This is a genomic window from Streptomyces sp. NPDC051243 (genome assembly GCF_044455405.1).
GTDB lineage: Bacteria > Actinomycetota > Actinomycetes > Streptomycetales > Streptomycetaceae > Streptomyces.
Genome location: NZ_JBITES010000017.1, coordinates 1 through 23,446, shown reverse-complemented (window position 1 = coordinate 23,446; position 23,446 = coordinate 1). Strand labels below are relative to the sequence as shown.

The 23,446-nt window shown below is 70.7% G+C and carries 22 protein-coding genes and 2 pseudogenes; 17 read left to right on the top strand and 7 right to left on the bottom strand.

What is annotated here, in order from left to right:
- The first annotated feature begins 97 nt into the window (after nucleotides 1–97).
- The 3 genes from ACIBAG_RS35485 (at nucleotide 98) to ACIBAG_RS35475 (ending at nucleotide 2,922) form a co-directional block, all read left to right on the top strand.
- The gene (locus tag ACIBAG_RS35485) at nucleotides 98–1,588 is read left to right on the top strand and encodes an aldehyde dehydrogenase (protein WP_399110975.1); all 1,491 of its coding nucleotides are present in this window, start codon (nucleotides 98–100) and stop codon (nucleotides 1,586–1,588) included.
- Entirely contained in the window at nucleotides 1,585–2,286 is a 702-nt protein-coding gene (locus ACIBAG_RS35480) for a gamma-glutamyl-gamma-aminobutyrate hydrolase family protein (RefSeq protein WP_399110973.1), read from the top strand. Before ACIBAG_RS35485 ends, ACIBAG_RS35480 begins: the two co-directional genes overlap by 4 nt.
- A 441-nt stretch (nucleotides 2,287–2,727) precedes the next feature.
- Entirely contained in the window at nucleotides 2,728–2,922 is a 195-nt protein-coding gene (locus tag ACIBAG_RS35475) for a hypothetical protein (protein ID WP_399110971.1), read from the top strand.
- A gap of 396 nt (nucleotides 2,923–3,318) precedes the next feature.
- Here the strand turns inward: ACIBAG_RS35475 and ACIBAG_RS35470 are convergent.
- Both ACIBAG_RS35470 and ACIBAG_RS35465 read right to left on the bottom strand, forming a co-directional pair.
- Nucleotides 3,319–3,570, bottom strand: a pseudogene (locus ACIBAG_RS35470) (transposase family protein); the annotation flags it as partial.
- A 33-nt stretch (nucleotides 3,571–3,603) separates the two neighbouring features.
- Nucleotides 3,604–4,107, bottom strand: coding sequence for a MarR family winged helix-turn-helix transcriptional regulator (locus ACIBAG_RS35465; RefSeq protein WP_399110970.1), 504 nt, complete (start codon nucleotides 4,105–4,107; stop codon nucleotides 3,604–3,606).
- Between the two features lie 130 nt (nucleotides 4,108–4,237).
- Between ACIBAG_RS35465 and ACIBAG_RS35460 the strand changes: the two genes are divergently transcribed.
- Both ACIBAG_RS35460 and ACIBAG_RS35455 read left to right on the top strand, forming a co-directional pair.
- Nucleotides 4,238–4,696: a DUF6069 family protein gene (locus ACIBAG_RS35460; RefSeq protein WP_399110968.1), complete on the top strand. Its 459-nt coding sequence runs from the start codon at nucleotides 4,238–4,240 to the stop codon at nucleotides 4,694–4,696.
- A 353-nt stretch (nucleotides 4,697–5,049) separates the two neighbouring features.
- A complete protein-coding gene (locus ACIBAG_RS35455) occupies nucleotides 5,050–6,318 on the top strand; it encodes an MFS transporter (protein ID WP_399110966.1) in 1,269 nt (422 codons plus the stop codon).
- Between the two features lie 116 nt (nucleotides 6,319–6,434).
- On the opposite strand, the gene ACIBAG_RS35450 is transcribed toward ACIBAG_RS35455, so the two are convergent.
- The gene (locus ACIBAG_RS35450) at nucleotides 6,435–7,358 is read right to left on the bottom strand and encodes a LysR family transcriptional regulator (RefSeq protein ID WP_399110964.1); all 924 of its coding nucleotides are present in this window, start codon (nucleotides 7,356–7,358) and stop codon (nucleotides 6,435–6,437) included.
- A 119-nt stretch (nucleotides 7,359–7,477) separates the two neighbouring features.
- Between ACIBAG_RS35450 and ACIBAG_RS35445 the strand changes: the two genes are divergently transcribed.
- The 10 genes and pseudogenes from ACIBAG_RS35445 to ACIBAG_RS35400 all read left to right on the top strand — a co-directional run.
- Nucleotides 7,478–8,461, top strand: coding sequence for a fumarylacetoacetate hydrolase family protein (locus ACIBAG_RS35445; RefSeq protein WP_399110962.1), 984 nt, complete (start codon nucleotides 7,478–7,480; stop codon nucleotides 8,459–8,461).
- Complete coding sequence (locus ACIBAG_RS35440; RefSeq protein WP_399110961.1) at nucleotides 8,458–9,420, top strand: cyclase family protein; 963 nt, start codon at nucleotides 8,458–8,460, stop codon at nucleotides 9,418–9,420. Before ACIBAG_RS35445 ends, ACIBAG_RS35440 begins: the two co-directional genes overlap by 4 nt.
- Nucleotides 9,421–9,571: 151 nt before the next feature.
- A complete protein-coding gene (locus tag ACIBAG_RS35435) occupies nucleotides 9,572–10,708 on the top strand; it encodes an FAD-dependent oxidoreductase (protein WP_399110960.1) in 1,137 nt (378 codons plus the stop codon).
- Nucleotides 10,705–11,715: an amidohydrolase family protein gene (locus tag ACIBAG_RS35430; RefSeq protein ID WP_399110958.1), complete on the top strand. Its 1,011-nt coding sequence runs from the start codon at nucleotides 10,705–10,707 to the stop codon at nucleotides 11,713–11,715. Before ACIBAG_RS35435 ends, ACIBAG_RS35430 begins: the two co-directional genes overlap by 4 nt.
- 12 nt (nucleotides 11,716–11,727) lie before the next feature.
- On the top strand, nucleotides 11,728–12,666 hold the full coding sequence (locus tag ACIBAG_RS35425; RefSeq protein WP_399110956.1) for a VOC family protein: 939 nt from the start codon (nucleotides 11,728–11,730) through the stop codon (nucleotides 12,664–12,666).
- Nucleotides 12,667–12,780: 114 nt separating this feature from the next.
- On the top strand, nucleotides 12,781–13,752 hold the full coding sequence (locus ACIBAG_RS35420; protein WP_399110955.1) for a fumarylacetoacetate hydrolase family protein: 972 nt from the start codon (nucleotides 12,781–12,783) through the stop codon (nucleotides 13,750–13,752).
- The gene (locus ACIBAG_RS35415; RefSeq protein ID WP_399110953.1) at nucleotides 13,749–14,498 is read left to right on the top strand and encodes an SDR family NAD(P)-dependent oxidoreductase; all 750 of its coding nucleotides are present in this window, start codon (nucleotides 13,749–13,751) and stop codon (nucleotides 14,496–14,498) included. Before ACIBAG_RS35420 ends, ACIBAG_RS35415 begins: the two co-directional genes overlap by 4 nt.
- Before the next feature lie 46 nt (nucleotides 14,499–14,544).
- A complete protein-coding gene (locus tag ACIBAG_RS35410; RefSeq protein ID WP_399110951.1) occupies nucleotides 14,545–15,327 on the top strand; it encodes a CoA transferase subunit A in 783 nt (260 codons plus the stop codon).
- A 20-nt stretch (nucleotides 15,328–15,347) separates the two neighbouring features.
- Nucleotides 15,348–15,983: a CoA transferase subunit B gene (locus tag ACIBAG_RS35405; RefSeq protein ID WP_399111251.1), complete on the top strand. Its 636-nt coding sequence runs from the start codon at nucleotides 15,348–15,350 to the stop codon at nucleotides 15,981–15,983.
- A gap of 280 nt (nucleotides 15,984–16,263) precedes the next feature.
- A pseudogene (locus ACIBAG_RS35400) lies at nucleotides 16,264–16,569 on the top strand (alpha/beta fold hydrolase); the annotation flags it as partial.
- A 35-nt stretch (nucleotides 16,570–16,604) separates the two neighbouring features.
- Here ACIBAG_RS35400 and ACIBAG_RS35395 read toward each other — a convergent pair.
- The 3 genes from ACIBAG_RS35395 to ACIBAG_RS35385 are packed head-to-tail and all read right to left on the bottom strand — an operon-like array spanning nucleotide 16,605 to nucleotide 19,466.
- Entirely contained in the window at nucleotides 16,605–17,459 is an 855-nt protein-coding gene (locus ACIBAG_RS35395) for a bifunctional methylenetetrahydrofolate dehydrogenase/methenyltetrahydrofolate cyclohydrolase (RefSeq protein ID WP_399110949.1), read from the bottom strand.
- A 20-nt stretch (nucleotides 17,460–17,479) separates the two neighbouring features.
- Complete coding sequence (purU, locus tag ACIBAG_RS35390) at nucleotides 17,480–18,325, bottom strand: formyltetrahydrofolate deformylase (RefSeq protein WP_399110948.1); 846 nt, start codon at nucleotides 18,323–18,325, stop codon at nucleotides 17,480–17,482.
- Between the two features lie 19 nt (nucleotides 18,326–18,344).
- Nucleotides 18,345–19,466, bottom strand: coding sequence for an aminomethyltransferase family protein (locus ACIBAG_RS35385; protein WP_399110947.1), 1,122 nt, complete (start codon nucleotides 19,464–19,466; stop codon nucleotides 18,345–18,347).
- A gap of 119 nt (nucleotides 19,467–19,585) precedes the next feature.
- Between ACIBAG_RS35385 and ACIBAG_RS35380 the strand changes: the two genes are divergently transcribed.
- Together ACIBAG_RS35380 and ACIBAG_RS35375 are read left to right on the top strand one after the other, a co-directional pair.
- On the top strand, nucleotides 19,586–20,269 hold the full coding sequence (locus tag ACIBAG_RS35380; RefSeq protein ID WP_399110945.1) for a TetR/AcrR family transcriptional regulator: 684 nt from the start codon (nucleotides 19,586–19,588) through the stop codon (nucleotides 20,267–20,269).
- A gap of 37 nt (nucleotides 20,270–20,306) precedes the next feature.
- On the top strand, nucleotides 20,307–22,667 hold the full coding sequence (locus ACIBAG_RS35375) for a SpoIIE family protein phosphatase (RefSeq protein ID WP_399110943.1): 2,361 nt from the start codon (nucleotides 20,307–20,309) through the stop codon (nucleotides 22,665–22,667).
- A 34-nt stretch (nucleotides 22,668–22,701) separates the two neighbouring features.
- Here ACIBAG_RS35375 and ACIBAG_RS35370 read toward each other — a convergent pair whose 3' ends face one another.
- Nucleotides 22,702–23,271 carry a MarR family winged helix-turn-helix transcriptional regulator gene (locus ACIBAG_RS35370; protein ID WP_399110941.1) on the bottom strand — a complete coding sequence of 190 codons (570 nt, stop codon included), beginning with the start codon at nucleotides 23,269–23,271 and terminating at the stop codon, nucleotides 22,702–22,704.
- Nucleotides 23,272–23,446 lie beyond the last annotated feature (175 nt).

The window sequence follows — 23,446 nt, the reverse complement described above, 5'->3', positions numbered from 1 at the left end:
CGTGTTCACGGACCCGTGGGATCGATCCGTGAACTCTTGTGACGGCTGAGCCCACAGCATATCGTTTGGGATCAAATAAAGTATCCGGAGGTTCTGCATGCTGGACATCACCCACGAGGAATGGCTGCGCCGGGCCAAGGCACTGGACCTGGCCGGCGCGCATCACATAAACGGTGCCGACGAGGGCGGGGGAGGGGCGACCTTCGCCGCCGTCTCGCCCCGCGACGGCCAGGTGCTGACCCAGGTCGCCGACGGGGGCACGGAAGAGGTGGACGTGGCCGTGGCCGCCGCCCGCCGGGCCTTCGACTCCGGCCCCTGGCCCCGCCTCGCACCGGCCGACCGCGGCCGGATCCTGCTGCGCATCGCCGACCTGCTCGAAGATCACCGCGAGGAACTGGCGTTGACCGTCAGCCTGGAGATGGGCAAGCCGATCACGGACGCGTACGCGATCGAGCTGCGCGCCGTCATCAACACGTTCCGCTGGTACGGGCAACTGGCCGACAAACTCACCGACGAGTCGCCCCACACCGCCCCCGATGCCCTGGCGCTGGTCACCAGGGAGCCGGCCGGCGTCGTGGGCGCGGTGGTGCCGTGGAACTTCCCCCTGACACTCGCCGGTTGGAAGGTGGCTCCGGCACTCGCGGCGGGCTGCACCGTCGTACTGAAGCCGTCGGAGAACTCCCCGCTCTCCGCCCTGCTGCTCGGCCGGCTCGCCACCGAGGCCGGCCTGCCGCCGGGTGTGCTCAACGTGGTGGGCGGCAAGGGCCCCGTCGCCGGGCGCGCCCTCGGTCTCCACCCCGACGTCGACGTCCTGGCCTTCACCGGCTCGACCGCCGTGGGCCGTCACTTCCTGCACTACGCGGCCGACTCCAACCTCAAGCGGGTCTGGCTCGAACTCGGCGGCAAGTCCCCCAACATCATCTTTCCGGACGCGCCCGACCTGAAGAAGGCCGCCGCCACCGCCGCCTGGGGCATCTTCTTCAACCAGGGCGAGATGTGCACCGCCCCCTCCCGGCTGCTGGTGCACTCCTCCATCGCCGAACAGGTCACCGACGCGATCGTGGCGCGGGCCCGGGAACTGGTCGTCGGCGACCCGCTCGACCCGGCGACCGAGATGGGCGCGATAGCCGGTGAGAGCCACCTCGAACGGGTCCTCGGCCACATCGAGACCGGACTCGAGGAAGGCGCCCGCCTGCGCGTCGGCGGCGGCCGCACCCTGGCCGAGACCGGCGGCAGTTTCCTGCGCCCCACCGTCTTCGACCACGTGCGCCCCGGCATGCAACTGGCCCGCGAGGAGATCTTCGGCCCCGTCCTGTCCGTCCTCACCTTCGACGACCTCGACGAGGCGGTCCAGCTGGCCAACGACACCGAGTACGGCCTCGCCGCGGGCCTGTGGACCTCCGACCTGTCCACCGCCCACCAGGTCTCCCGCGCGCTCAGGGCCGGCACCGTCTGGGTCAACTGCTACGAGGAGGGCGACCTGACCGTCCCCTTCGGCGGCATGAAGCAGTCCGGCAACGGCCGCGACAAGTCCGCCCACGCCATCGCGAAGTACACCGAACTGAAGACCACCTGGATCCAGCTGTGACCCGACCCCTGATCGCGATACCCGCCCGCTTCTCCGCGACGACCTCCGCGCTGCGCTACGCCGCCGAGGTCAACGCCCGCGCGCTGATCGAGGCGGTGTGGCGGGCGGGCGGCGAACCGGCGAGCATCCACCCCGCCTCCGAAGACGTGGCCGGGCGTCTCGCTCGCTTCGACGGTGTCCTGCTCCCCGGCGGCGGAGACCTCGCCCCGCACCGCTACGGCGCAGCAGACATGCACGAGAGCGTCTACGACGTGGACGACCTCCAGGACGACTTCGACATCGAGGTCGCCCGCCAGGCCATCGACTCGGGCCTGCCGCTGCTGGCGGTCTGCCGAGGACTCCAGGTTGTCAACGTCGCCCTCGGCGGCACCCTGGAACAGGACATGGGCGGCCCGGAACGCGAGCACCGGCATGTCGTCCACCCTGTGGCGATCCAGCGCGGCACCTTGCTGGAGCAGGCCACCGGCGCGCAGAAGGTCGAGGCGTCCTGCTACCACCACCAGCGCGTCCACCGTGCCGGCGTGGGACTCGCGGTCAGCGCACGCGCGGCCGACGGCACCGTGGAGGGGCTCGAACTCCCCGGTGTCCACGGATGGTTCACCGCCGTCCAGTGGCACGCGGAGGACACCGCCCACGAGGACCCCGCCCAGCAGGGACTGTTCGATGCCCTGGTCCGAGCCGCCCACGACAGACGCTGACACCGCAGGTGACATTCTTCGGCAGCATCAGGCGGCCAAGGCCCCGGCTGGCCCCGGAACTCGACGATGCCGCCCTTGGCCGGGTGCTCAGAGATCGCCTCCCTGCGGGGCCCGGGCCCCCAGGACCTCGCCATCGCCCGGATCGAGCAGTTCCTGCGGGACACCGGGCCCGACGGGGACCGCCGCTGCCACCGGATCTCGGTGCTCGCGCAGGCTGCTTCCGCGCTGGCCCGCGGGTGGCACGAGCGCCGGCCGCGCGACCCCTTCCGTGCTGGTTCTCGCCGGATGGGCGCGCTGGGTCCGTCTGATCAATCACGGTCTGGAGCAGAAGACGCTGGAGCTGGTCCTGGAATGCCTGCGGGAACTGGGGCTGCAGAAGGCGGGGTCCGGCAGCGGACCGATTCCACGCATGTTCTTGCGGCGGTGCGGATCCTGAACCGGATGGAGTTCGTCGTTGAGACGCTGCGGGCGGCGCCTGAGGCGCTGGCGGTCGTGGCTCCGACGTCGCTGTCCGGACTGGTCACGGCCGAGTGGGCCGAGTGCTACGGACCGCGCGTGGACGACTGGCGCTTCCCCGAGGGCGGAGAGGTCCGAGAGGAATGGGCCGGCAGGTCGGCGAGGACGGATTCTTCCTGATGGAAGCGGCCTACGCGCCCATAGCACCCCGTTGGCTGACTTGTTTTCGTTCGTAGAGGGCGTCGACTGAGGTGCTGTTGTGCAGAACAGAGAACGAGCCCCCCGCGCTCGTACGGCTCGCCTTACATGACTGCCTGACGCAGGCGCGTGTCGGTGGCGGAGATGGCCTCGCCGAGGTCAGCTTTGCCAGTGTCGTGCCTGCTGCTTGCCCTGACGGGCGGTTCGACCAGCGGGGCGGGCTCGCCGAAGCAGGAGAACAGCGGCGAACCCCCCTGCTGTCGTCGGCCGCTGGATCCAGCTACGGCCTCGGTGGTCGAAACGGAGCAGCACCCGAACCGGGGGCACCCCACGGCGCAGCCGCACCGTGTCTGCGGCGCCGAGCGCGGCCAGTTGGGGCACGGTGTCCCTGCGGAACCGCTTGCGTCGCTGGACGGCGAGCGCAGGTCCGAGGTGGTCGATGATGCGGTCGGCTGCGGACTTGGACATCCCGAACAGCGGGGCCAGCCGGCGCAGGGTCAGGTCAGTCCGCCAGTATGCGGCGACCAGCAGCACGCGGCCCTCGATCGGCATGCTCCACGGCCGGCCCTTGCGCACCGGATCCGCACCCTCGCGCCGCAACGCGGTGATCAGCTTGCCGAACTGACGCAGGCTTGGCCCGGTGAACGGGACAGGTTCTCGGAGTCAGCGGCGATGCCACGGCAGGGCCGCCGGGTAGGCGTCCTCCTCGCCGGCCTGCTTGAGGGAGGCGACCACGGTGGCGGTGATGGTGGCGAGTTGCTCCACTTGTTCGGGGCTGAGGGCGTCGAACACCACGCGGCGTACGGCAGCAACGTGGCCGGGGGCGGCCTTGGTCATCAACTCCATGCCGGCATCGGTGAGTTCGGCCAGCTGTCCGCGTCCGTCGGCCGGATCCTCCCGGCGCCGTACGTAGCCCGACTCCTCCAGGCGGATCACCGCGCGCGTGAGGCGGCTGCGGGTGAACTTCAACTGCTCGGCGAGCAAGGACATCCCCAGGGCGCGGTCGGGAGCCACGGACAGGCGGGCCAGGAGGCTGTAGTCCGCGTGCGTCAGGGCCGCGTCGCGCCGCAACTGCTGATCGAGGTAGTCGTTCAGCAGCGTCGAGCAGTCGAGGTAGTTGATCCAGGCTCGCAGTTCTTCGGGAGCGAGCCACCGGGGGGATGTCATGGTGGCCACCCTAACCGAGATGTTTGCCTGATCAAACACTTCGGAGTAGCGTCCCGCATGTTTGAGGAATCAAACGTCTGCCTTTCCGGTGCTGCACCTGTCGTTCTTGAGCTCTCCGCAGGAGGTCCCCATGTCCGGTTCCGTCCCCGAAGCCGTATCGTCCGCCCCGGCCGCCCCGCCCGCGCCGCGCTCCCGCGGCCTGGCCGTGGTCGCGGGGCTTCTCGCGGCGGCTGTCGTGGCCGTCCTCGGAAACGTGGTGGTCGCGTTGCTCGCCAGCGCGGCGGGGGCGTCGGGCGATTTCGCTCCGCTGCACCCCTCCGCGTACGGGCCGCTGACGGTGTTCGGCGTCGTCCTCGGCGCCATAGGCTGGGCGGTCGTCCGTCGTGTCGCCAAGAATCCGGCGGGGCTGCTGCGGTGGCTGGTGCCCGTGCTCGTGGTCGTGTCGTTCGGGCCCGACCTGTCCCTGCTCGGTGGCGGTACGCCCGGCAGTGGGCCGCTGGCCGTCGCCGCGCTGATGGTGATGCATGTGGTGGTCGCGGTCGTCGCCGTCGCCGCCTATCGGCGCGTCCTGCCGCTGCCTGTCCGCTGACGCTGCCCTGCGAGCGCGACGTGTCGGCTGCCGGCTGCCGGCTGCCGGAAGGTGGCAGCCGGCAGTCCGGAGGCCGGGACGACCCAGCTCCGGGACACCGCTGTTCGCGCGCAGGAACGGTCGTGCGCGTCTTCGTCTGCGTGACGGTTGCCCATCCCATCCACAGCGTGGATAGCCCGGATACGGGATTCGGATCGCGCAGGGGATGGCACCGGCGCTTCGGCGCCCCCATAGTCGTCGCTACCGCACACCGCTGTCCGGACGCCGCCGGCGTGCGAGCTTCCCCAGCATGCCGTGCGCCGTCGGCGCCCGTGAGGCATGCCCACTCCCTTACACCGCCCCCTGGAGTCGCCATGCCCGGTTCCGTGCCCCCGCCGCCTCACGCGACGGTCGATGCCACCACTCCGTCAGCCGTCGCCGTCTCGGGCCCGGCCCATCTGCTATGGGTGACCCTTCTGATGGCGGGCAGCTGTCTGCCGATCCTGGGAGCGGTGCTGATCGCCCCGGTGCTGCCGAAGATGCAGGACCACTTCGCGTCGGTCCCGGGGGCCATGGCGGTGGTGCCCCTCGCGCTGACCGTCCCGGCGCTGGCGCTGGCGCTGCTGGCCCCGTTCGCCGGGGTGATCGTGGACCGGGTGGGCCGCAAGCGCCTGCTGCTCGTGGCGACCGTCCTGTACGCGCTGTTCGGCACGGCACCGCTGTGGCTGGACTCGCTGGGCGGCATCATCGCCAGCCGCGCCCTGGTCGGAGTCGCCGAGGCCGCGATCATGACCTGCTGCACGACCCTGATCGGCGACTACTACAGCGGTCACCGACGGGTGAAGTACCTCGCCCTGCAGACCATGTGCGCCTCCGCGTCAGCCACCGTCTTCTTCGTGATCGGCGGCGCCGCCGGATCGGCGGGCTGGCGCGTGCCCTTCTGGGTCTACGCCGTGAGCCTGGCGCTCGCCCCGCTGATGGCAACCGCCCTGCCCAACCCGGCGGCCCGTGCGGACGGCGAGGAGACTCCGGCCGAGACGGAGGCCCGCCGCTCGTTCCCCTGGCGACAGTTGGGCGGCATCTGTGCCCTCACCTTCTTCGGGGCGATGGTCTTCTACACCGTCCCGGTGGAGATGTCGTACCTGCTCGACGACCTCGGGGTGGAGAACACCGGTGTGATCGGACTGGCCACCGCGATCGCCAGTGCCGCGACCGTGGGCGGAGCGGTCACCTTCGCCCGGCTCAAGCGTTCTCCCGACCCGATGCTGCCCGCCGTCTTCGCGCTCTGCGCGGTCGGCTTCGGGATGATGTTCCTCGCGGGCAACGCCCCGCTGCTGGTCATCGGGGCGGTCGTCAACTGTGTGGGCACCGGCATGCTGCTGCCCGCCCTTCTCACCAGTGCCATGTCCCGCCTGGCGTTCGAGGACCGCGGCCGCGGGACGGGGTTGTGGATGACGGCCTTCTTCGGCGGTGAGTTCATCTGCCCGCTGGTGCTGCTCGCCGGGGAGTCCGCGGTCGGCAGTCTCGCCGGTGCGGTGGGCGTGCTGGGGCTGGCCGCTGCCCTCGTCGCGGCGGTGCTGTGGGCGGCCCGCCGCCGGGTGGGCGCCGTCGATACCCGGCCGTTGCCGGAGCAGTTGGCCTGAGGGTGTGCGGGAAGACCGCCGAGAGCGCGTCGATCACGGGCTGGCGCCGGGCCCGGTCAGAGCCGGCCCCGCGGCAACCCCGCGCTCTGGTCGACGGGCACGGCCTTCCCTGGCCCCTAGCCGTAGCTGTAGCCGTTGCCCGTCAGCGTCGCGCCCACTTCCGCGGCCTTCTGCCGCAGCCAGATGTGGCCCGCGTCCTGAGCGTGCACCGGGTGCCACCACATCGCCTCCCGCACCGGTACCGCCTCGAACGGGCAGGGCAGGACGCGCACCGCGGCGGCGCGGACCGCTTTGCGGGCCAGGCGTTCCTGGATCATCGCGATCCGGCGGGTGCCCTCGACCATGTGGGGCAGCAACTGGAAGGTCTGCACGGAGACCTCCACCCTGGGGCTGATGCCGATCATGCTGAGCTGGCGGGCGGCCGGGGCGTCGTAGGGGCGCTGGTAGACGGCCCAGGGCAGACGCCCCAGCTGGTCCAGGGAGAGTTCGTCACCGACCTCGGGGTGATCGTCGGCGACCAGGAACAGCCAGCGGTCCTGGTGGAGGTCGACGGCGGGCAAGCCGTCGATGACGCCGTGCGGCATCAGCAGTCCGTCGACGGTGCTCAGCACCGCGGCGGTGTTCTCCACGACGGACGGTGCCGGGTGCTGGAAGGTGAGCCGGATGCCGGGCGCCTCCTCGTGCAGGCTGCGGGCGAGTGCGGCACCGAACACGGCCGCCCCGTAGTCGGAGGCGAGCAGGGTGAACTCACGTGCCTCCGCCGCCGGGTCGAAGTCGGCGTGGCTGGAGAAGACGCGTTCCAGCAGGTCGCACGCGGTGGCGCTGCGGTCGCGCAGGGCGGCGCCGAGCGGAGTGAGCTCGTAGGTGTTGCCGGTGCGGGCGAGCAGTTCGTCGTCGAAATGGCGCCGCAGCCGGGACAGCGCGGCGCTCATGGCCGGCTGGCTGAGTCCGATGCGCTCGCCGGCCCGGGTGACATTGCGCTCCTCCAGCAGCGCACGAAGGGCGAGGACCAGATTGAGGTCGAGTCGGGACAGGTTCACCGGCAACCACCTAGCAACGAGAGTCATCCATGACGTGGATTTGACACATCCACAGGATTAATTTCCGTGATCAGCTGATCGGGGTCAGAGTAGACCCCAACCCCGCAGGAGGAAATCTGATGGCAATGCTCCCGCAACCCGCCGGCCCGTTCGCGCTCGGCACGTTCTCCGCTCAGGACGGGGAGCCGTTTCCCGGCCTCCTGGCCCATGACCGGGTACTCGATCTGCGCAGCGCCCTGGACTGGGCACCGTCGGATCTGCGCGCAGTCCTGGAGCGGTGGGAGGAGACCCTCCCCGTCCTGCGCACCCTGGCGGACGACGACTCCCTCGGCCGGCTGCCACTGGAGAGCCTGCGCGTGCACGCCCCCATCGAGCCGCGGCAGATCTTCCAGTCCGGCGCCAACTACCGGCAGCACGTGATCGATCTGGAGGTCGCCCACCGTTCCCCCGACGACCCCCGCACCGTCGAGGAGGCACGAGCGGAGATCGCCGCGGTCATGGACCGCCGGGCCGCCGAGGACCTGCCCTACGTGTTCATCGGCCTGCCCAGCGCGATCACGGGCCCCTACGACGACGTGGTCCTGCCCGCCTGGGCCGAAAAGCCGGACTGGGAGCTGGAGTTGGCGGCCGTCATCGCCAGGCCCGCCTACCGGGTGACGGTCGAGGAGGCCCTGGAGTACGTCGCCGGGTACACCATCGCCAACGACCTCACCGACCGCGCCACCGTCTTCCGCCGGGACATGAAGGCCATCGGCACCGACTGGCTGCGCTGCAAGAACGCGCCCGGCTTCACACCGCTCGGCCCGTGGCTCGTACCTGCGGAGTCGATCGCGGACACCGGTGACCTGCGGGTCACGCTCAAGCTGAACGGCGAGACCATGCAGGACGAGTCCACCAAGGACATGCTCTTCGGAGTCGCCCGGTTGGTGTCGTACGCCTCGCACACGGCTCAACTCCTGCCCGGTGACCTGGTGTTGACCGGCAGCCCGGCCGGCAACGGCATCCACTGGGGACGCCTGCTGCGCGACGGCGACGTCATGGAGGGTTCCATCACCGGTCTGGGCGTGCAGCGCACCCGCTGTGTCGCGGAGGGAACGGCATGAGCCTGGACCGCCGCGACCCGGAGGGCGCGATAGCCGAGGCCGCCAAGGCGTACTCCAACTGGGGGCGTTGGGGTGAGGACGACGTGCTCGGCACGCTGAACTTCCTCACCGAGGCCAAGCGGCGCGAGGGCGCGGCGCTCGTGCGCCGAGGCGTGAGCTTCTCGCTGTCGCAGCGGTTCGACATGAACGGCCCGCAGAAGGGCTGGCGGCGCCGCACCAACCCGGTGCACACAATGCTCGACACGGGCACCGACGCGGCGCTGGGCAACCAGGGTTTCCCGCACGGCATCGGCGGCGCCGACGACGTGATCGCCATGCCGCTCCAGTGCTCGACCCAGTGGGACGGACTCGGGCACATCTTCGACCACGGATTCGCCTGGAACGGGCGGCGCGCTCACAAGGTGGTCACCTCCGAAGGCGACCTCGTCACCGGCATCGAGCACATGGCGCCGCACGTCGCCGGACGCGGCGTGCTCCTCGACGTCGGCCAGGTCGTCGGCACGGACGGCCAGCTGCCCGACGGGTTCGCCATCACCGAGGAGCACCTCACCCGGGCCGCCGAGGCCCACGGGGTGACCGTCGGCCGCGGCGACATCGTGCTCGTCCGCACCGGACACCTCGCCCGCGCACGGCGCGACGGCTGGGGCGACTACGCGGGCGGACCCGCGCCCGGCCTGTCGTTCACCACCGCCGGCTGGCTGCACCGCACCGAGATCGCCGCCATCGCCACCGACACCTGGGGCTTCGAGGTCCGCCCCAACGAATTCGACAACGCCTTCCAGCCGCTGCACCAGGTGGTCATCCCCAACATGGGCCTGCTGATCGGCGAGATGTGGGACCTCGACGCACTCGCCGCCGACTGCGCCGCCGACGGCGTGTACGAGTTCTGGCTCACCGCCGCTCCCCTCCCCATCACCGGCGCCGTGGGCTCCCCGGTCAACCCGATCGCCGTCAAGTAGCCCGTACTACTGCCGGATGCGCCGTTCCCCGGACAGCAGCGGCGCATCCGGCCCCGCACCCCCGTCCCCACCTCTGGCCCGCTCTCGCAGCGGGCGAGCCGCAGCCCCCGCCGCCCGAAGTCGCGCGGCCCAACCTCGGGAGGATCCCGACATGGCACACAGCCCGACACGCAGAGTCCTCGTCATCGGCGGTGGCGCCGCCGGCAACGCCGTGACCATTCTGCTGCGCCGCGCCGGCATCGCCGTAGACCTGATCGAGGCCAAGCCGGACTGGAACGCCACCACCGGCTCCGGCATCACCCTCCAGGGCAACGCCCTGCGGGTCCTGCGCGAACTGGGTGTGTGGAAACAGGTGGAAGCCTCCGGATACGGCTTCGGGTCGCTGGGCGTGACCGCTCCCGACGGCACCGTTCTGTTCGTCGCCGAGGACATCCAGACCGGCGGGGAAGACCTGCCCGCCACCCTCGGCATGCAGCGCCCCCAGCTGCAGCAGATCCTCATCGACGCGGTCCGCGCCTCCGGCGCCACCGTCCGGCTGGGCACCACCGCCGAGGCGCTGGAGCAGGACGCCGACGGTGTCTCCGTCCGCTTCAGCGACGGCAGCGAGGGCCACTACGACCTGGTGATCGGCGCCGACGGCCTGGGCTCCGCCACCCGCGCCGCGATCGGCATCACCGACAGACCCGAGCCCACCGGCATGGCCATCTGGCGCATCGCCGCCCCGCGCCCCGAGAGCGTGACCCGCACCGACCTCGCCTACGGCGGCCCCGCCTACATCGCCGGCTACTGCCCCACCAGCGAGAACACCATCTACGCGTACGTCGTTGAAGGGTGCCGCGACCGCGCCTCCATCGACCCGGCCACCTACGCCGACGAGATGCGCCGCCTGGCGCAGGCCTACGGCGGGGTCTGGCCGGAGATCACCGAGCACATCACCGACCCGGCGAAGGTCAACTACACCTGGTTCGACAGGCTGTTGGTGGAGGGGTCCTGGCACCGGGGCCGGGTCGTACTGATCGGCGACGCCGCGCACTGCTGCCCGCCCACCTTGGCCCAGGGGGCTGCGATGTCCCTGGAGGACGCCCTGGTGCTCGCCGAGCTGCTGACCAGCGGTCGGGAGTGGGACGGTGAGCTGCTCCAGAGCTACTACGACCGCCGTGTCCCCCGGGTGCGCACCGTCGTCGACGCGTCGGTGCAGATCGGCCAGTGGCAGCTGGACGGTGTGCGCGACGCCGACATGGCCGGGCTGGTCGGCCGCACCATGAACGTCCTCAAGGAGCGCCCGTGACCACCACCGCATCCTCCGCGCCGACCATCGACGTCCACGCCCACCTCCTGCTCCCGGAGATCGAGGAGGCCGTGGCCGGTCATCCCGGTCTCGCCGAGGCCCGCGCCCTCGACGCGCGCCGCAACGGCCCGGCGGCCCTCGCCGTGAACGGTCCGATGGTCGGCGCGCGCGTGCCGAAGCTGACGGACGCCGCGGTGCGCCTGACGGCCATGGACGCGCAGGGCGTGGACATCCAGTTGGTCAGCCCCTCGCCGTCCCACTACCACTACTGGGCCGAGCCCCGACTGGCCGAGAAGGTCTGCCGACTGGCCAACGAGGGCACCGCCGCACACTGTGCGAAGGCTCCCGACCGCCTGCACGGCCTGGGCCTGGTCCCGCTCCAGCATCCCGACCTCGCGGTCGGCCTGCTCGACCACGCCCTGGAGCAAGGGCTGAGTGGGGTGGAGATCTCCTCGCACGCGCCCGGCCACGAACTGTCGGACCCGGCGTACGAAGCCTTCTGGTCCCGTGCGGAGGAGGCAGGCGCCCTGGTCTTCCTGCACCCGTTCGGCTGCTCCCTCGACGAGCGGCTGGACCGGTGGTACCTGTCCAACACCGTCGGCCAGCCCACCGAGAACGCGGTCGCCCTCTCCCACCTGATCTTCTCCGGCGTCCTGGACCGTCATCCGGGCCTGAAGCTGATCGCGGCGCACGGCGGCGGCTACCTGCCCACCCACATCGGCCGCTCCGACCACGCCTGGCGGGCCCGTCCCGACGCCCGGGGCTGTGAGCGGGAACCGAGCAGCTATCTGCGGCAGCTGTACTTCGACTCCCTCGTCCACGACCCTCGCGTGCTGCGGGAGCTGCTGCGAGCGGTCGGCCCGGAACGGGTGCTGCTCGGCTCCGACTTCCCCTTCGACATGGGCACCGACGACCCGCTCGGCGCGCTGCGCGCCGCGGACCTGCCCGACACCGACTTCCACTCCGTCCGCGGCGGAAACGCCGCCGCTCTGCTCAACCTTGTCTGAGGAGGACCCCCCATGAATAACCGCCTGCTCACCCACCTCCGCCACGTCGACCTAGCCGTGCCGGACTACGACAAGCAACTCGACTTCTACGCCGGCGTCTGGGGCCTGACCAAGGTCGCCGAGGACTCCGGCATCTCCTTCCTCGCCGCCGAAGGCTCGCCCGAGCAGTACGTCGTACGGCTGCGCAAGGCCGACGAGAAGCGCCTCGACCTGGTCTCCTACGGCGCCGCGAGCGCCGCCGACGTGGACACGCTCGCCGAGCAACTCCTCGCGGGCGGGGTGCGGTTGATCTCCCAGCCGGGCAAGGTCGACACCCCCGGAGGCGGCTACGGCTTCCGCTTCTTCGACATCGACGGCCGCACCATCGAGGTCTCGGCCGACGTCGACGTACGGCAGCACCGCAAGATCGAGGAGAAGGAGTCGATCCCGGTCAAGCTGTCGCACGTCGTCCTCAACTCCCCGGACCTGGACAAGACCAAGGCGTGGTACGAGGAGCACCTCGGCTTCCGGCTCTCCGACACGCTCGGCCATCCGCACATCGGCGACGTCATGCACTTCATGCGGATCAGCAACCAGCACCACTCCATGGCCATCGCCAAGGGCCCGCACACCTCCCTGCACCACATCTCCTTCGAGATGCGCGGCATCGACGAGTACATGCGCGGCTCCGGCCGTGTGATGCGCGCCGGCTTCCGGAAGATCTGGGGGCCGGGCCGGCACATGGCGGGCGACAACACCTTCACCTACTTCCTCGACCCGCACGGCAACACGGTGGAGTACACGACGGAGTTGGAGCTGCTGGACGAGGACACCTGGCACCCGCACGTCTACGACTTCTCCCAGCCCGAGGTCACCGACCAGTGGGGCACCGCCAACCCCATGAACGAACTGGTCACCAAGGAGTCCTTCAACGACGTCGACCGCGGCGTCTTCGTCGCCCCGCCGGTCTGATCGGCGCAGCCTTCAGCCCCGGGGGTGCGGTTGCCCTGTCAACTGCCCTGACTCCCCTGCCGCACCCCCGGCCTTCGTGCCGCCAATCACGCCGACAGCCGACAGGAAACCGCCATGCGTTTCGCCGCGTACGAGTACCACAACCGACGCCAGGTGGCCGTCGTCGCAGAGGACGGCACGCTCCACCCCCTGCCCGGCGTCAGCTCACTGACCGGCCTGCTCACCGAGGGCGGCGGCCTGCCCGAACTGCTCGACGCGGGCTCCGCGACCCTCGACCTCCCGGCCGGCCCCCACATCTCCGACGTACGACTGCTGGCGCCGCTCCAGCCGCCCACCGTGCGGGACTTCGTCACCTTCGAGGAACACGTCGAGGGCGTACGGCGGTCCGTGGACGGGGCTGCCGGCGTACCGGAGCGGTGGTACGCGGCCCCGACGTTCTACTTCGGCAACCCCTACGCGATGTACGGGCCGCACGACGACATCCCCATGCCGCCGGGGTCGAGCGTGCTCGACTTCGAGCTGGAGGTCGCCGCCGTGATCGGAAAGGAGGGCCGCGACCTCACGCCCGAGCAGGCCCGCGACCACATCGTCGGCTACACCGTCTTCAACGACTGGTCGGCCCGGGACCTGCAGTCCGCCGAGATGAAGGTCGGCCTCGGCCCCTGCAAGGGCAAGGACACCGCCACCACGCTCGGTCCGTACCTCGTCACCGCCGACGAGCTGGAGAAGTACCGCGACGCTGACGGCTTCCTGCGCCTGGCGCTCACCGCCGAGATCAACGGCGAGGTCGTGGGGAAGGATCTGCTGTCCAACATGAGCTGGACCTTCGAGGAGATGGCCGCCTACGCCTCGCGCGGCACCGTCGTCCGCCCCGGCGACGTCCTCGGTTCCGGGACCTGCGGAAACGGCGGCTGCCTCGCCGAGCTGTGGGGTGTACGGGGTGAGCAGTCCCCGCCTCCCCTGAAGCCCGGCGACACGGTCACCCTCACCGTCGAGGGCATCGGCTCCGTCTCCAACACCGTGGTGGTCGGCCCGGAGCCCGTGACCGTTCCCGTCGCGCGACGCCGCACGAGGGAGCGGCCGTGACCGATCTCCATGCCAAACGGCTCCTCGGCCGGGTCGTCGTGGTCACGGGCGCGGCCGGTGGCCAGGGCGCAGCGGAGGCCGAGGCGCTGACCCGCGAGGGCGCCCGGGTGATCGCCACCGACCTCTCGGAGTCACCCGGCTGCCGCCGTCTCGACGTCACGAACGAGAAGCACTGGGCGGAACTCGCCGCCGACCTGCGTGAGGCGTACGGGCAGGTGCACGGCCTGGTCAACAACGCGGGCATCACCTGGCGGGCCCGGATCGACGACGTACGCCCCGAGGACATGGCCCGGGTCCACGCGGTCAACGTCACCGGACCGCTGCTGGGCATCCAGCACCTTGCCCCACTGATGCCACCCGGCTCCTCGATCGTGAACGTCGGCTCGTCCGCGGCGCTCACCGGCCACTACCCGGTCGCCTACACGGCCGGCAAGTGGGCGCTGCGCGGCCTGTCGCGGACCGCGGCCATGGAACTGGGGCCCGTCGGCATCCGCGTGAACATAGTCCACCCCGGCTTCATCGAAACGGACATGACCGCCTCCGCGGCGCCCGGCTTCCGAGAGGCGAACGTCCGCGAGACACCGCTCGGCCGCACCGGAACCGTCGACGAGATCAGCCCGCTCGTCGTCTTCCTTCTCTCCGACGAGGCGTCCTTCATCACGGGGGCCGAGATACCGGTCGACGGCGGACTCACCGCGCACGGCGGCGCCAAGTCGATCTCCGACGCCCTGCGCGCGGACGCCTGAACCGGCGACCACGCAGGACAGCCACGACAGAAAGGCCCTCTCTCTCATGGACAAGGTCCGCGCGAGCGCCGCCGAGGCGGTCGCCGACATCCCCGACGGCGCGTCGCTGGCCGTCGGCGGCTTCGGCCTCAGCGGCATCCCCGCCGTGCTCATCCAGGCACTCCACGCCCAGGGCACCACCGGCCTGGAGGTCGTGTCGAACAACTGCGGTGTGGACGGGCGCGGACTGGGAGTCCTGCTGGCCGACGGCCGGATCGCCCGTGTCACGGGCAGTTACGTGGGCGAGAACAAGGAGTTCGCCCGTCAGTACCTGTCGGGCGAGCTGGAGGTGGAGCTGGTGCCGCAGGGCACGCTGGCCGAACGGCTGCGGGCCGGGGGAGCGGGCATCCCCGCCTTCTACACCCCGGCAGGGGTGGGCACCCAGGTGGCCAGGGGAGGGCTGCCCTGGCGTTACCGGCCCGACGGCACGGTCGCGGTGGCCTCCCCGCCCAAGGAGACCCGCGACTTCTCGGGCCGCGCGTACGTCCTGGAGCACGGCATCACCACCGACTTCGCCCTCGTACGGGCCTGGCGCGGCGACCGCCACGGGAACCTGGTCTTCCGTAAGTCCGCCGCCAACTTCAACCCGCTGGCCGCGATGGCGGGCAGCATCACCGTCGCCGAGGTGGAGGAGCTCGTCGAGCCCGGCGCGCTGAGCCCGGACGAAATCCACCTGCCGGGCATCTTCGTCCAGCGGATCGTGGTCCTCACCCCGACCGAGGCCGCCGACAAGCAGATCGAGCACCTTTCCCTTTCCGCGTCTTCGACACAAGGGGCCGTACGCGCATGAGCACCACCCTCGGAACGCAGCTGGGCTGGACGCGGGAGCAGATGGCCGCCCGCGCCGCCGCCGAACTCACCGACGGCTCCTACGTCAACCTCGGCATCGGCCTGCCCACCCTCATCCCCGGCCACCTGCCCCCGGACGTCCATGTGGTCCTGCACTCCGAGAACGGCATCCTGGGCACAGGCCCGTACCCGACCGAGGCCGAGGTCGACCCCGACCTGATCAACGCGGGCAAGGAGACCGTCACGGTGCTGCCCGGGGCCTCCTTCTTCGACTCGGCCCTGTCCTTCGGCATGATCCGGGGCGGCCACATCGACACTGCCGTGCTCGGTGCGATGCAGGTCTCCGCCGCAGGCGACCTGGCCAACTGGATGATCCCGGGCAAGATGGTCAAGGGCATGGGCGGCGCGATGGACCTCGTCCACGGCGCCCGCCGCGTCATCGTCCTGATGGAACACACCGCCAAGGACGGCAGCCCGAAGATCCTCACCGAATGCACCCTGCCGCTCACCGGCGAACGGTGCGTCCACCGCATCATCACCGACCTCGGCGTCCTCGACGTCACACCCGAGGGCCTCGCTCTCGTGGAATGCGCTCCGGATGTCACCGCCGAGGACATCGCCGCCCGCACCGATGCACCTGTGATCCGGAAGTCGTGAACCTGGACGCGTCGGGCGGGCAGGGACCACGGTTACTGCCCGCCGGATCGTGGTGGATCAGCCGGCACCTGGCAGGAGTACACGTGCCGGATGAGCAGCTTGCGCACCCCTCGGGGGGCGGGCCGGGAAAACCGGCCCGCCTGCCCGATAACCTTCCACGCCGGCCCTCTGTGATCGTGCGTACGGCTCGCCGGGCCCTGTGGGCTGGGGCAGACGGCGGGCATGCGCGCGTACTGCCTGACCGGCCCCGGCGCCGTCGGTGCCTTCCCTGCCGACGGGCGAGGCGTGCGCGCGGATCGTGCACGCCTGCCCGCGCAAGGTGCGGTACGCCTGGTCGCATGTGCTCGACCTGCTCGATCTCGACCATGGCGTACGGGAGTTGGCGGCACCGACCGCGGTCGTCGTCGGCACGGCCGACCGGCTGACCCCGCCGGTGCACGCCCGCTCGCTGGCGGCCGCGCTGCCGAACTGCCTCGGCGTCACCGAAGTGCCCGGCCTCGGGCACATGACGCCGGTCGAGGCGCCCGAGCTGGTGACCGGGAAGATACGGGAACTCGTCACGACGTACGTTCACACGCAGTCCGGCACAGCCCAGACAGGCACGGCCCCACAGCTTTCCCGTCAGGGCCGGCCGCGCTCGGCGGCTTCGACGATGTTGGTCAGCAGCATGGCCCGGGTCATCGGCCCCACCCCGCCCACCGGCGGGGCCAGGGAGCCGGCGACCCGGTCGACGTCCGGGTGGACGTCCCCGAGGATGCCCTCCACGGTCCGGGTGATTCCCACGGACAGGACCGTGGCGCCCGGCTTGATCCAGTCGGGCCCGACGAGGTGGGCCACGCCTGCCGCGGCCACGACCACGTCGGCGACCCGGGCGTGGGCCGCGATGTCCTGGGTGGCCTCGTGGCACAGGGTGACCGTGGCGTGTTCGGTGCTTCGGGTCAGCATCAGGCCCAGCGGACGGCCCACCGTGATGCCGCAGCCGATCACGCAGAACTGTCTGCCGGTGATGGCCACCTGGTTGCGGCGGAGCAGGTCGATGATGCCGCGGGGCGTGCAGGGCAGCGGCCCGGGAATGCCGAGCACGAGGCGCCCGAGGTTCGCCGGGTGGAGCCCGTCGGCGTCCTTGGTGGGATCGACGAGCTCCAGTACGGCGTGGGTGTCGATGTGGGCCGGCAGCGGCAGCTGGACGATGAAGCCGGTGCAGGCCCGGTCGGCGTTGAGCCGGAGCACGGCGGCTTCGACGTCGGCCTGGGAGGCGGTGGCGGGCAGCTCCAGCCGGATCGACGCGATGCCGACCTGGGCGCAGTCGCGGTGCTTGCCGCCGACGTAGGAGTGGCTGGCCGGGTCGTCGCCGACCAGGATGGTCCCCAGGCCCGGGGTGACGCCCCCTGCCTTCAACGCCTGGACGCGGACAGCGAGTTCGGCCTTGATCTCGGCTGCCGCGGCCTTGCCGTCGAGCAGCGTCGCGGTGGTCATGGTCGTACGAACCTCTCGGGTCAGGAGAACACGACGGTGCGGGAGCCGGTCAGCACGACCCGGTCCTCGGCATGCAGGCGCACCGCCCGCGCCAGGACGACCCGTTCGACGTCGCGGCCGATGGCGACCAGCTCCGGCGCGGTGTGCCGGTGTCCGACGCGCACGACGTCCTGCTCGATGATCGGGCCCTCGTCCAGGTCGGCGGTCACGAAGTGGGCGGTGGCGCCGATGAGTTTGACACCCCGGTCGTGGGCCTGGTGGTACGGCTTGGCGCCCTTGAAGCCCGGCAGGAACGAGTGGTGGATGTTGATGACCCGCCCCGACAGCTTGCGGCACAGGTCGTCGGAGAGCACCTGCATGTAGCGGGCGAGGACCACGAAGTCGACCCGGTGTTCGGCGACCAGCCGCACCAGCTCGGCCTCCGCCTCCGGCTTGGTGTCGCGGGTGATGGGGAGGTGGACGAAGGGGATGCCGTAGCTCTGCGCGACGGGCGCCAGGTCGGGGTGGTTGGAGACGATGAGCGGGATGTCGACGGGCAGTTCGCCCAGACGCCAGCGGTAGAGGAGGTCGACCAGGCAGTGGTCGAACTTCGACACCATCAGCAGGACCCGGCGTCGCTGCTGCTCCGGCCGCAGGGACAGCACGGGGTCGAAGCGCGCCAGGCGCAGGGAGAGCTCGTCCCGCAGGCTCTCGACGTCGGCCTGCGGGGTCTCCAGGAGCACCCGGATGGTGAAAGTGCCGGTGCCGGGATCGGAGAACTGGGCGCTCTCCACAATGTTGCCCTTGGCCTCGGTGATGCCACCGGACAGGGCGTGCACTATGCCCGGCTGGTCGGGGCAGCTGACGGTCAGGATGTAGCGCTGCATGGCTGCGGTGCCTTCCGGCTCAGGCCCGTACGCGAGTGCGCTCGGGGTCGTACACGGGCGTGGGCCGGACAGTGGCGTCGGCCTTGGAACCGTCGGTGCCGATCGCGGTCAGCGCGGTCCCCGACTTCGCCGCTTCGCGGTGCACGCGGGCGAGCCCCAGGGTGGCGCCGTCGAGTGCGGGCGAGGGCACGGCCATCGTCACGTAGCCGACGGCGCGCCCGTCCAGCTCCAGCCGCGAGCCCTCGGCCGCCTCGGGGGCGGCGTCCACGACGAGGCTGACCACACGCCCCTGTGCGGTGCTCTTCTTGGCGAGGAGTGCGTCGCGGCCCTGGAAGGGGCCCTTGTCGAAGTCGATCGCCCAGCCCATCCGGCATTCGAACGGGGTGACGGTGTGGTCGTACTCCAGCTCACCCATGATCATCCCGGCCTCGGTGCGGCAGGTCAGGAGGGCGAGCGCGCCGGCGGCCTTCACGCCGAGGTCGGCTCCCGCGTCGAGGACCGCGTCCCACAGGTCCAGCGCATGCTCGCGCGGTACCTGGATCTCGTAGCCGAGTTCGGCGGTGAACCCGATCCGGCTGACCTGCGCACTGATGCCGGCGACCAGGACGTCCCGGACGAAGGTGTAGTAGGGGAAGGCGGAGTTGGAGACGTCGACGTGCGTGAGCCGCTGGAGAACCTCGCGGCTGCGCGGTCCCTGCAGGGTCAGTACGGCGAATTCGTCGCGACGCTCGGTGACCGTGGTGCCGTCGGGGGCGTGCGCGGTCAGAGATTGCTGGGTGGCGGGGTTGCCGCCTGTGACGACCACGTGGCCGGGCGCGAGGACGGCCACGGTCACGTCGTCGATCATGAAGCCGTCCGTGTCGACGACGACGCCGTAGGCGATGCGGCCCTCGCCGAGCCCGCGGACGCTCCGTGAGAAGACGGCGTCGACGGTGGCGAGCGCGTCCTCGCCCTGGACGTGCCACTTGTAGAGCATCGAGTAGTCCAGCGCACCGGCGGCGGTGCGGAATGCCTCGTACTCCTCGGCCGGGTCCGTGATGAACAGGGGCACGGCATGGCCGTAGACGTCCATCCACTCCTCGACGCGGTCGTCGTACCGCGGGGAGAACGGGGTGCTGCGCAGTCCTTCGGGCAGGGCCATAGGAACTCCAGTGAGGCGGAGGAAGCGAGGTACCGCCCGAGAATCTATCCATTCGGATAACTTGTCAATAGGATAGATTCCCTTGTGAGAGTGCGTACGTGGAGAGGAAAGGGGGGTGCATGACCGAGACGGCGGTCGAGGAGGGGACCGGCGGCCAGGACCATCGGCCCGGATACGGTCAGGGACGGGAAGCCTTGATGGCCGCGGCCATCAAGGTCGTCGCGCGAGGGGGCCTGCGGAAGCTGACGTACCGGTCCGTGGCTGCCGAGGCCGGTGTGACCCACGGCCTGGTGGTCCACCACTTCGGATCACGTGACACGCTGCTCGAAGAGGTTTTGAGCTGGGCTGTGCGGCGCAGCATCGAGACGTCGTCGCTGGTGCCCGCCAGTGGCCGGCTGGAGGACTTCGCCGCGACGCTGGCCGCCTTCATCGCCGCCGATCCGGATCTGCAGGCGTTCCAATACGAGCTGAAGCTCGAATCCAGCCGGCGGCCGGAGCTGCGCCATCACGTCGACCTGCTCTACGACGCCTACCGCGATGCCGTCCGCGAGGCACTGGCCTGCTTCGACGTGTCGCAGGAGATGACGGAGATCGTCTTCGCGGCTCTGGACGGCCTGGTCTTCCACCAGGTCACGTCCGGCGCACCGGACCGCACCAAGGAGAGCGTCGACGCCTTGCGCCGGCTCCTGGCGGCCCATCGCGCGCAGGCGTCACCGAGGCCGACCGGCGGTACATTGAATGAGCCGAAGCTCTCCTGCGCCCACTTCGGGAGCGGCGATGACGAGCATTTTCAAAGGGCGTGACCAGCCGGTCCGGCCGCACGGCAGGTCTTCCTCGGCCATGCCGACGCCTCTGGGCGCGACCGCGGTGCTGGACCAGCAGCTGCGGTTCGCGGGGTGGAGCCGGGAAGCCGAGGTGCTGTTCGGTTTGGCGTCCGAAGAGGTCCTCGGCCGGTCCGCCGACGCCGTTCTGGCCGATGCCGAGACGGGAGCCGGCCTCTCCTCAGCCGCTGGTGACGGTGGTGCGGCAGGGGCGCTCGGCCCCCGACCGGTCCGCCGTGGTGACGGCCGCCCGGTATCCGTGTCCTTGGCTCTCACCCCGCTCGCCCTGGGGGCGGGCGCGACCGGGTGGCTGCTGACGGCCATGGACGCCGAGCTGGCGCACCGGGAGGCCATCGGCCGGGCCATGCTTGACGGACTCGACCGGGAAGCGCCCGTCCAGTTGGTGGTCTACGACACGGACGCCCGCGTGCGCTGGATCAACACCGCGATCGAAAAACAGTTCGGAATCCCGCTGGAGGACGCTGCCGACAGGTTCCTGAAGGACATCCTGCCGCAGGGCGAGGTGCTGGGGGAGGCGGAGGGGACAGCCGCGAGCGTTGAAGAGATCGTCCAGCGCGTGGCCCGCACCGGCGCACCTGTGATCGACGTCCGCTACCGCAGCTCCACTCACCTCGACCCCCATCACGAACGCGTCTGGTCGTGTTCCTACTTCCGACTTCAGGACGAGCACGGCCGACCGATCGGAGTCTGTGAGGCCGGCCTGGATATCACCGACCGCTACGTGGCGCGCCAGCGTCTCGCCTTGCTCAGCCGGGCGAGCGGCAGTATCGGAAGGACCCTGGACATTCGGCGCACGGCCCAAGATCTGGCGGAACTCGTGGTCCCCGAGTTCGCCGACGCCGTCACCGTGGACATCGTCGAAGCCGTCCTGAGCGGCCAGGAACCACAGCACTTCGCCACCCACCCCACCCTGTGCCAGGTGGCTCACCGCACCGATCACGCCGCGGCCGAGGACACCGCGTACGACGCACTGGACACCGTCCGCCTGCGGTGCCTGGCCGAGAACGCGCCGGCCACCGACGCGGCCACCCATGCGCTCGCCCTTCCCCTCAAGGCCCGTGGCGCCACCCTGGGCGCGGTGGCCTTCGCACGCTCCCGACACGCCGACCCCTTCGACCAGGAGGAGATCCAGCTCGCCGAAGAGCTCGTCTCCCGCACCGCGGTCTGCCTGGACAACGCCCGCCGTTACGCCCGAGAACACGCGACCGCGCTCACACTCCAGCGTGATCTCCTCCCGCGCACTCTGCCCCAGCAACCGGGTGTGGAGGTCGCTCACCGCTATCTGCCCGCGGCCGGGCCCGCCGGCGTCGGAGGGGACTGGTACGACGTCATCCCCCTCTCCGGGGCACGCGTCGGGCTGGTGGTGGGCGACGTCGCCGGACACGGTACGAGCGCGGCCGCCACCATGGGCCGGGTGCGCACCACCGTCGCGGCGCTCGCGGCACTCGACCTCGCGCCGGACGAACTGCTCGCCCGTCTCGACGACCTCGTGGCGCGCACCAGCGCCCCGCCTTCCGGGCCCGCCGAGGCCGAGGACCAGGCACTGGGAGTCACCTGCCTGTACGCGATCTATGATCCGGTCTCCCGGCACTGCGTCATGGCGCGAGCGGGCCACCTGCCGCCCGTGCTCGTCACCCCCGACGGACACGCCGAGCTCGTGGACCTTCCCGCCGGACCGCCCCTCGGCCTGGGCGGCCTGCCCTTCGAATGCGCCGACATCGAGCTTCCGGAAGGCGCCACGCTCGCCCTCTACACCGACGGACTCGTCGAAAACCGTCACACGGACATCGACGCCGGAGTCAGCTCTCTCTGTACTGCACTCGCTGGGCCCGAGGACGGCCAACTGGACAAGACATGCGACAAGGTCATCACCACACTCCTGCCCCAGCCCCCCGAGGACGACGCCGCACTGCTGCTGCTCCGCGTCCACGGCCTGGCCGAGAGTCTGGTGGCGACGTGGGACGTCGCCACCGACGCCGGAGAAGTGGCAAGAGCGCGGTCGCTGGCCTGCAACCAGCTGGCCGCGTGGGGAGTCGACGAAGCCGCGTCGTTCGTCGTCGAGCTCGTCGTCAGTGAACTGGTCACCAACGCGATCCGCTACGGCGGCGCTCCGGTGTGTCTACGGCTCATCCGGGAGCGTGGCCTCATCGTCGAGGTCTCCGACGGCGGGCACACCTCGCCCCACCTGCGGCGGGCCGCGATGGAGGACGAGGGCGGCCGAGGTCTGTTCCTGGTCGCGCAGCTCACGCAGCGGTGGGGAACCCGGTACACGCCAACGGGCAAGACCATCTGGACCGAGGTGTCGCCGGTTCCAGCCCAGATGCCAGGAATCTTCGCAGGCGAGCAATTCGACCTGTAGCGATCCGGGCTCCGCCGTCCGGGACTGTCGCGGCTCAGGCCTTACGACGGCCGCTGCGGCGTGGCGCGGGGGCGGCACCACCCAACAGATCCTGGCGGCGCTCCTCGCCGTTCTCCTCCACCTGCAGCACCACCCGGCGCAGTCCGTCGGCGACGGTCTGGCAGTCCGTGTCGCTGAGCCGCCCGGTGACGAAGGCTTCCTCCTCGTTGAACGCCGGAAAGAGGCGCTGCATCAGCTCCTGCCCTTCGTCGGTCAGGCTCAGGAGCACTAGCCTGCCGTCGGTGGGATGGTCTGCTCGCTGCACAAGCCCTCGTCCTTCCAGTGTCCGGGCAACCCCTGTGAGCGTGCCCTTGGAAATCCCGGCTTCTTCGGCCACGTGCCGCGTCTCCGGCTCGCCCCAGATCCAGATGACCCAGAGCACCACGAAGGCGGTCCAGGTCAGGTCGACGCCGCGCAGCACGGAGTTCTCCAGGTGCTGGCGCACCGCCGAGGCGGCGCGATAGATGTTGGCGACCACTGCCATCTGGTCATGCCTGATGGGGATACCGCCGAGCCTGGCCGCTGCCAGTTTCTCGGCTTCGGTGATGGATCGATGGCCGGGCACGTGCACGCTCCTTCGGGCCGCCTGAGAAGCCGTGAGACATGAGAATTGTTCGGGCCCAAATTATACGGTGCCTCGTTGCCCCTGGCCGAGCGGCGTCGTGGTCGCTATGCCGTTTGTGGTGTTCTACGCCACCCGGCCCATGGAGAGACTCGAGGCTTGTTGTACGTACGGCGCG

Bases quoted from the DNA above. Each gene is read 5' to 3' on its own strand.
- ACIBAG_RS35485 (WP_399110975.1), top strand. From the start codon at position 98: ATGCTGGACATCACCCACGAGGAATGGCTGCGCCGGGCCAAGGCACTG.
- ACIBAG_RS35475 (WP_399110971.1), top strand. From the start codon at position 2,728: ATGGAGTTCGTCGTTGAGACGCTGCGGGCGGCGCCTGAGGCGCTGGCG.
- ACIBAG_RS35465 (WP_399110970.1), bottom strand. From the start codon at position 4,107: ATGACATCCCCCCGGTGGCTCGCTCCCGAAGAACTGCGAGCCTGGATC.
- ACIBAG_RS35460 (WP_399110968.1), top strand. From the start codon at position 4,238: ATGTCCGGTTCCGTCCCCGAAGCCGTATCGTCCGCCCCGGCCGCCCCG.
- ACIBAG_RS35455 (WP_399110966.1), top strand. From the start codon at position 5,050: ATGCCCGGTTCCGTGCCCCCGCCGCCTCACGCGACGGTCGATGCCACC.
- ACIBAG_RS35445 (WP_399110962.1), top strand. From the start codon at position 7,478: ATGGCAATGCTCCCGCAACCCGCCGGCCCGTTCGCGCTCGGCACGTTC.
- ACIBAG_RS35440 (WP_399110961.1), top strand. From the start codon at position 8,458: ATGAGCCTGGACCGCCGCGACCCGGAGGGCGCGATAGCCGAGGCCGCC.
- ACIBAG_RS35435 (WP_399110960.1), top strand. From the start codon at position 9,572: ATGGCACACAGCCCGACACGCAGAGTCCTCGTCATCGGCGGTGGCGCC.
- ACIBAG_RS35425 (WP_399110956.1), top strand. From the start codon at position 11,728: ATGAATAACCGCCTGCTCACCCACCTCCGCCACGTCGACCTAGCCGTG.
- ACIBAG_RS35420 (WP_399110955.1), top strand. From the start codon at position 12,781: ATGCGTTTCGCCGCGTACGAGTACCACAACCGACGCCAGGTGGCCGTC.
- ACIBAG_RS35410 (WP_399110951.1), top strand. From the start codon at position 14,545: ATGGACAAGGTCCGCGCGAGCGCCGCCGAGGCGGTCGCCGACATCCCC.
- ACIBAG_RS35395 (WP_399110949.1), bottom strand. From the start codon at position 17,459: ATGACCACCGCGACGCTGCTCGACGGCAAGGCCGCGGCAGCCGAGATC.
- purU (WP_399110948.1), bottom strand. From the start codon at position 18,325: ATGCAGCGCTACATCCTGACCGTCAGCTGCCCCGACCAGCCGGGCATA.
- ACIBAG_RS35385 (WP_399110947.1), bottom strand. From the start codon at position 19,466: ATGGCCCTGCCCGAAGGACTGCGCAGCACCCCGTTCTCCCCGCGGTAC.
- ACIBAG_RS35380 (WP_399110945.1), top strand. From the start codon at position 19,586: ATGACCGAGACGGCGGTCGAGGAGGGGACCGGCGGCCAGGACCATCGG.
- ACIBAG_RS35375 (WP_399110943.1), top strand. From the start codon at position 20,307: ATGCCGACGCCTCTGGGCGCGACCGCGGTGCTGGACCAGCAGCTGCGG.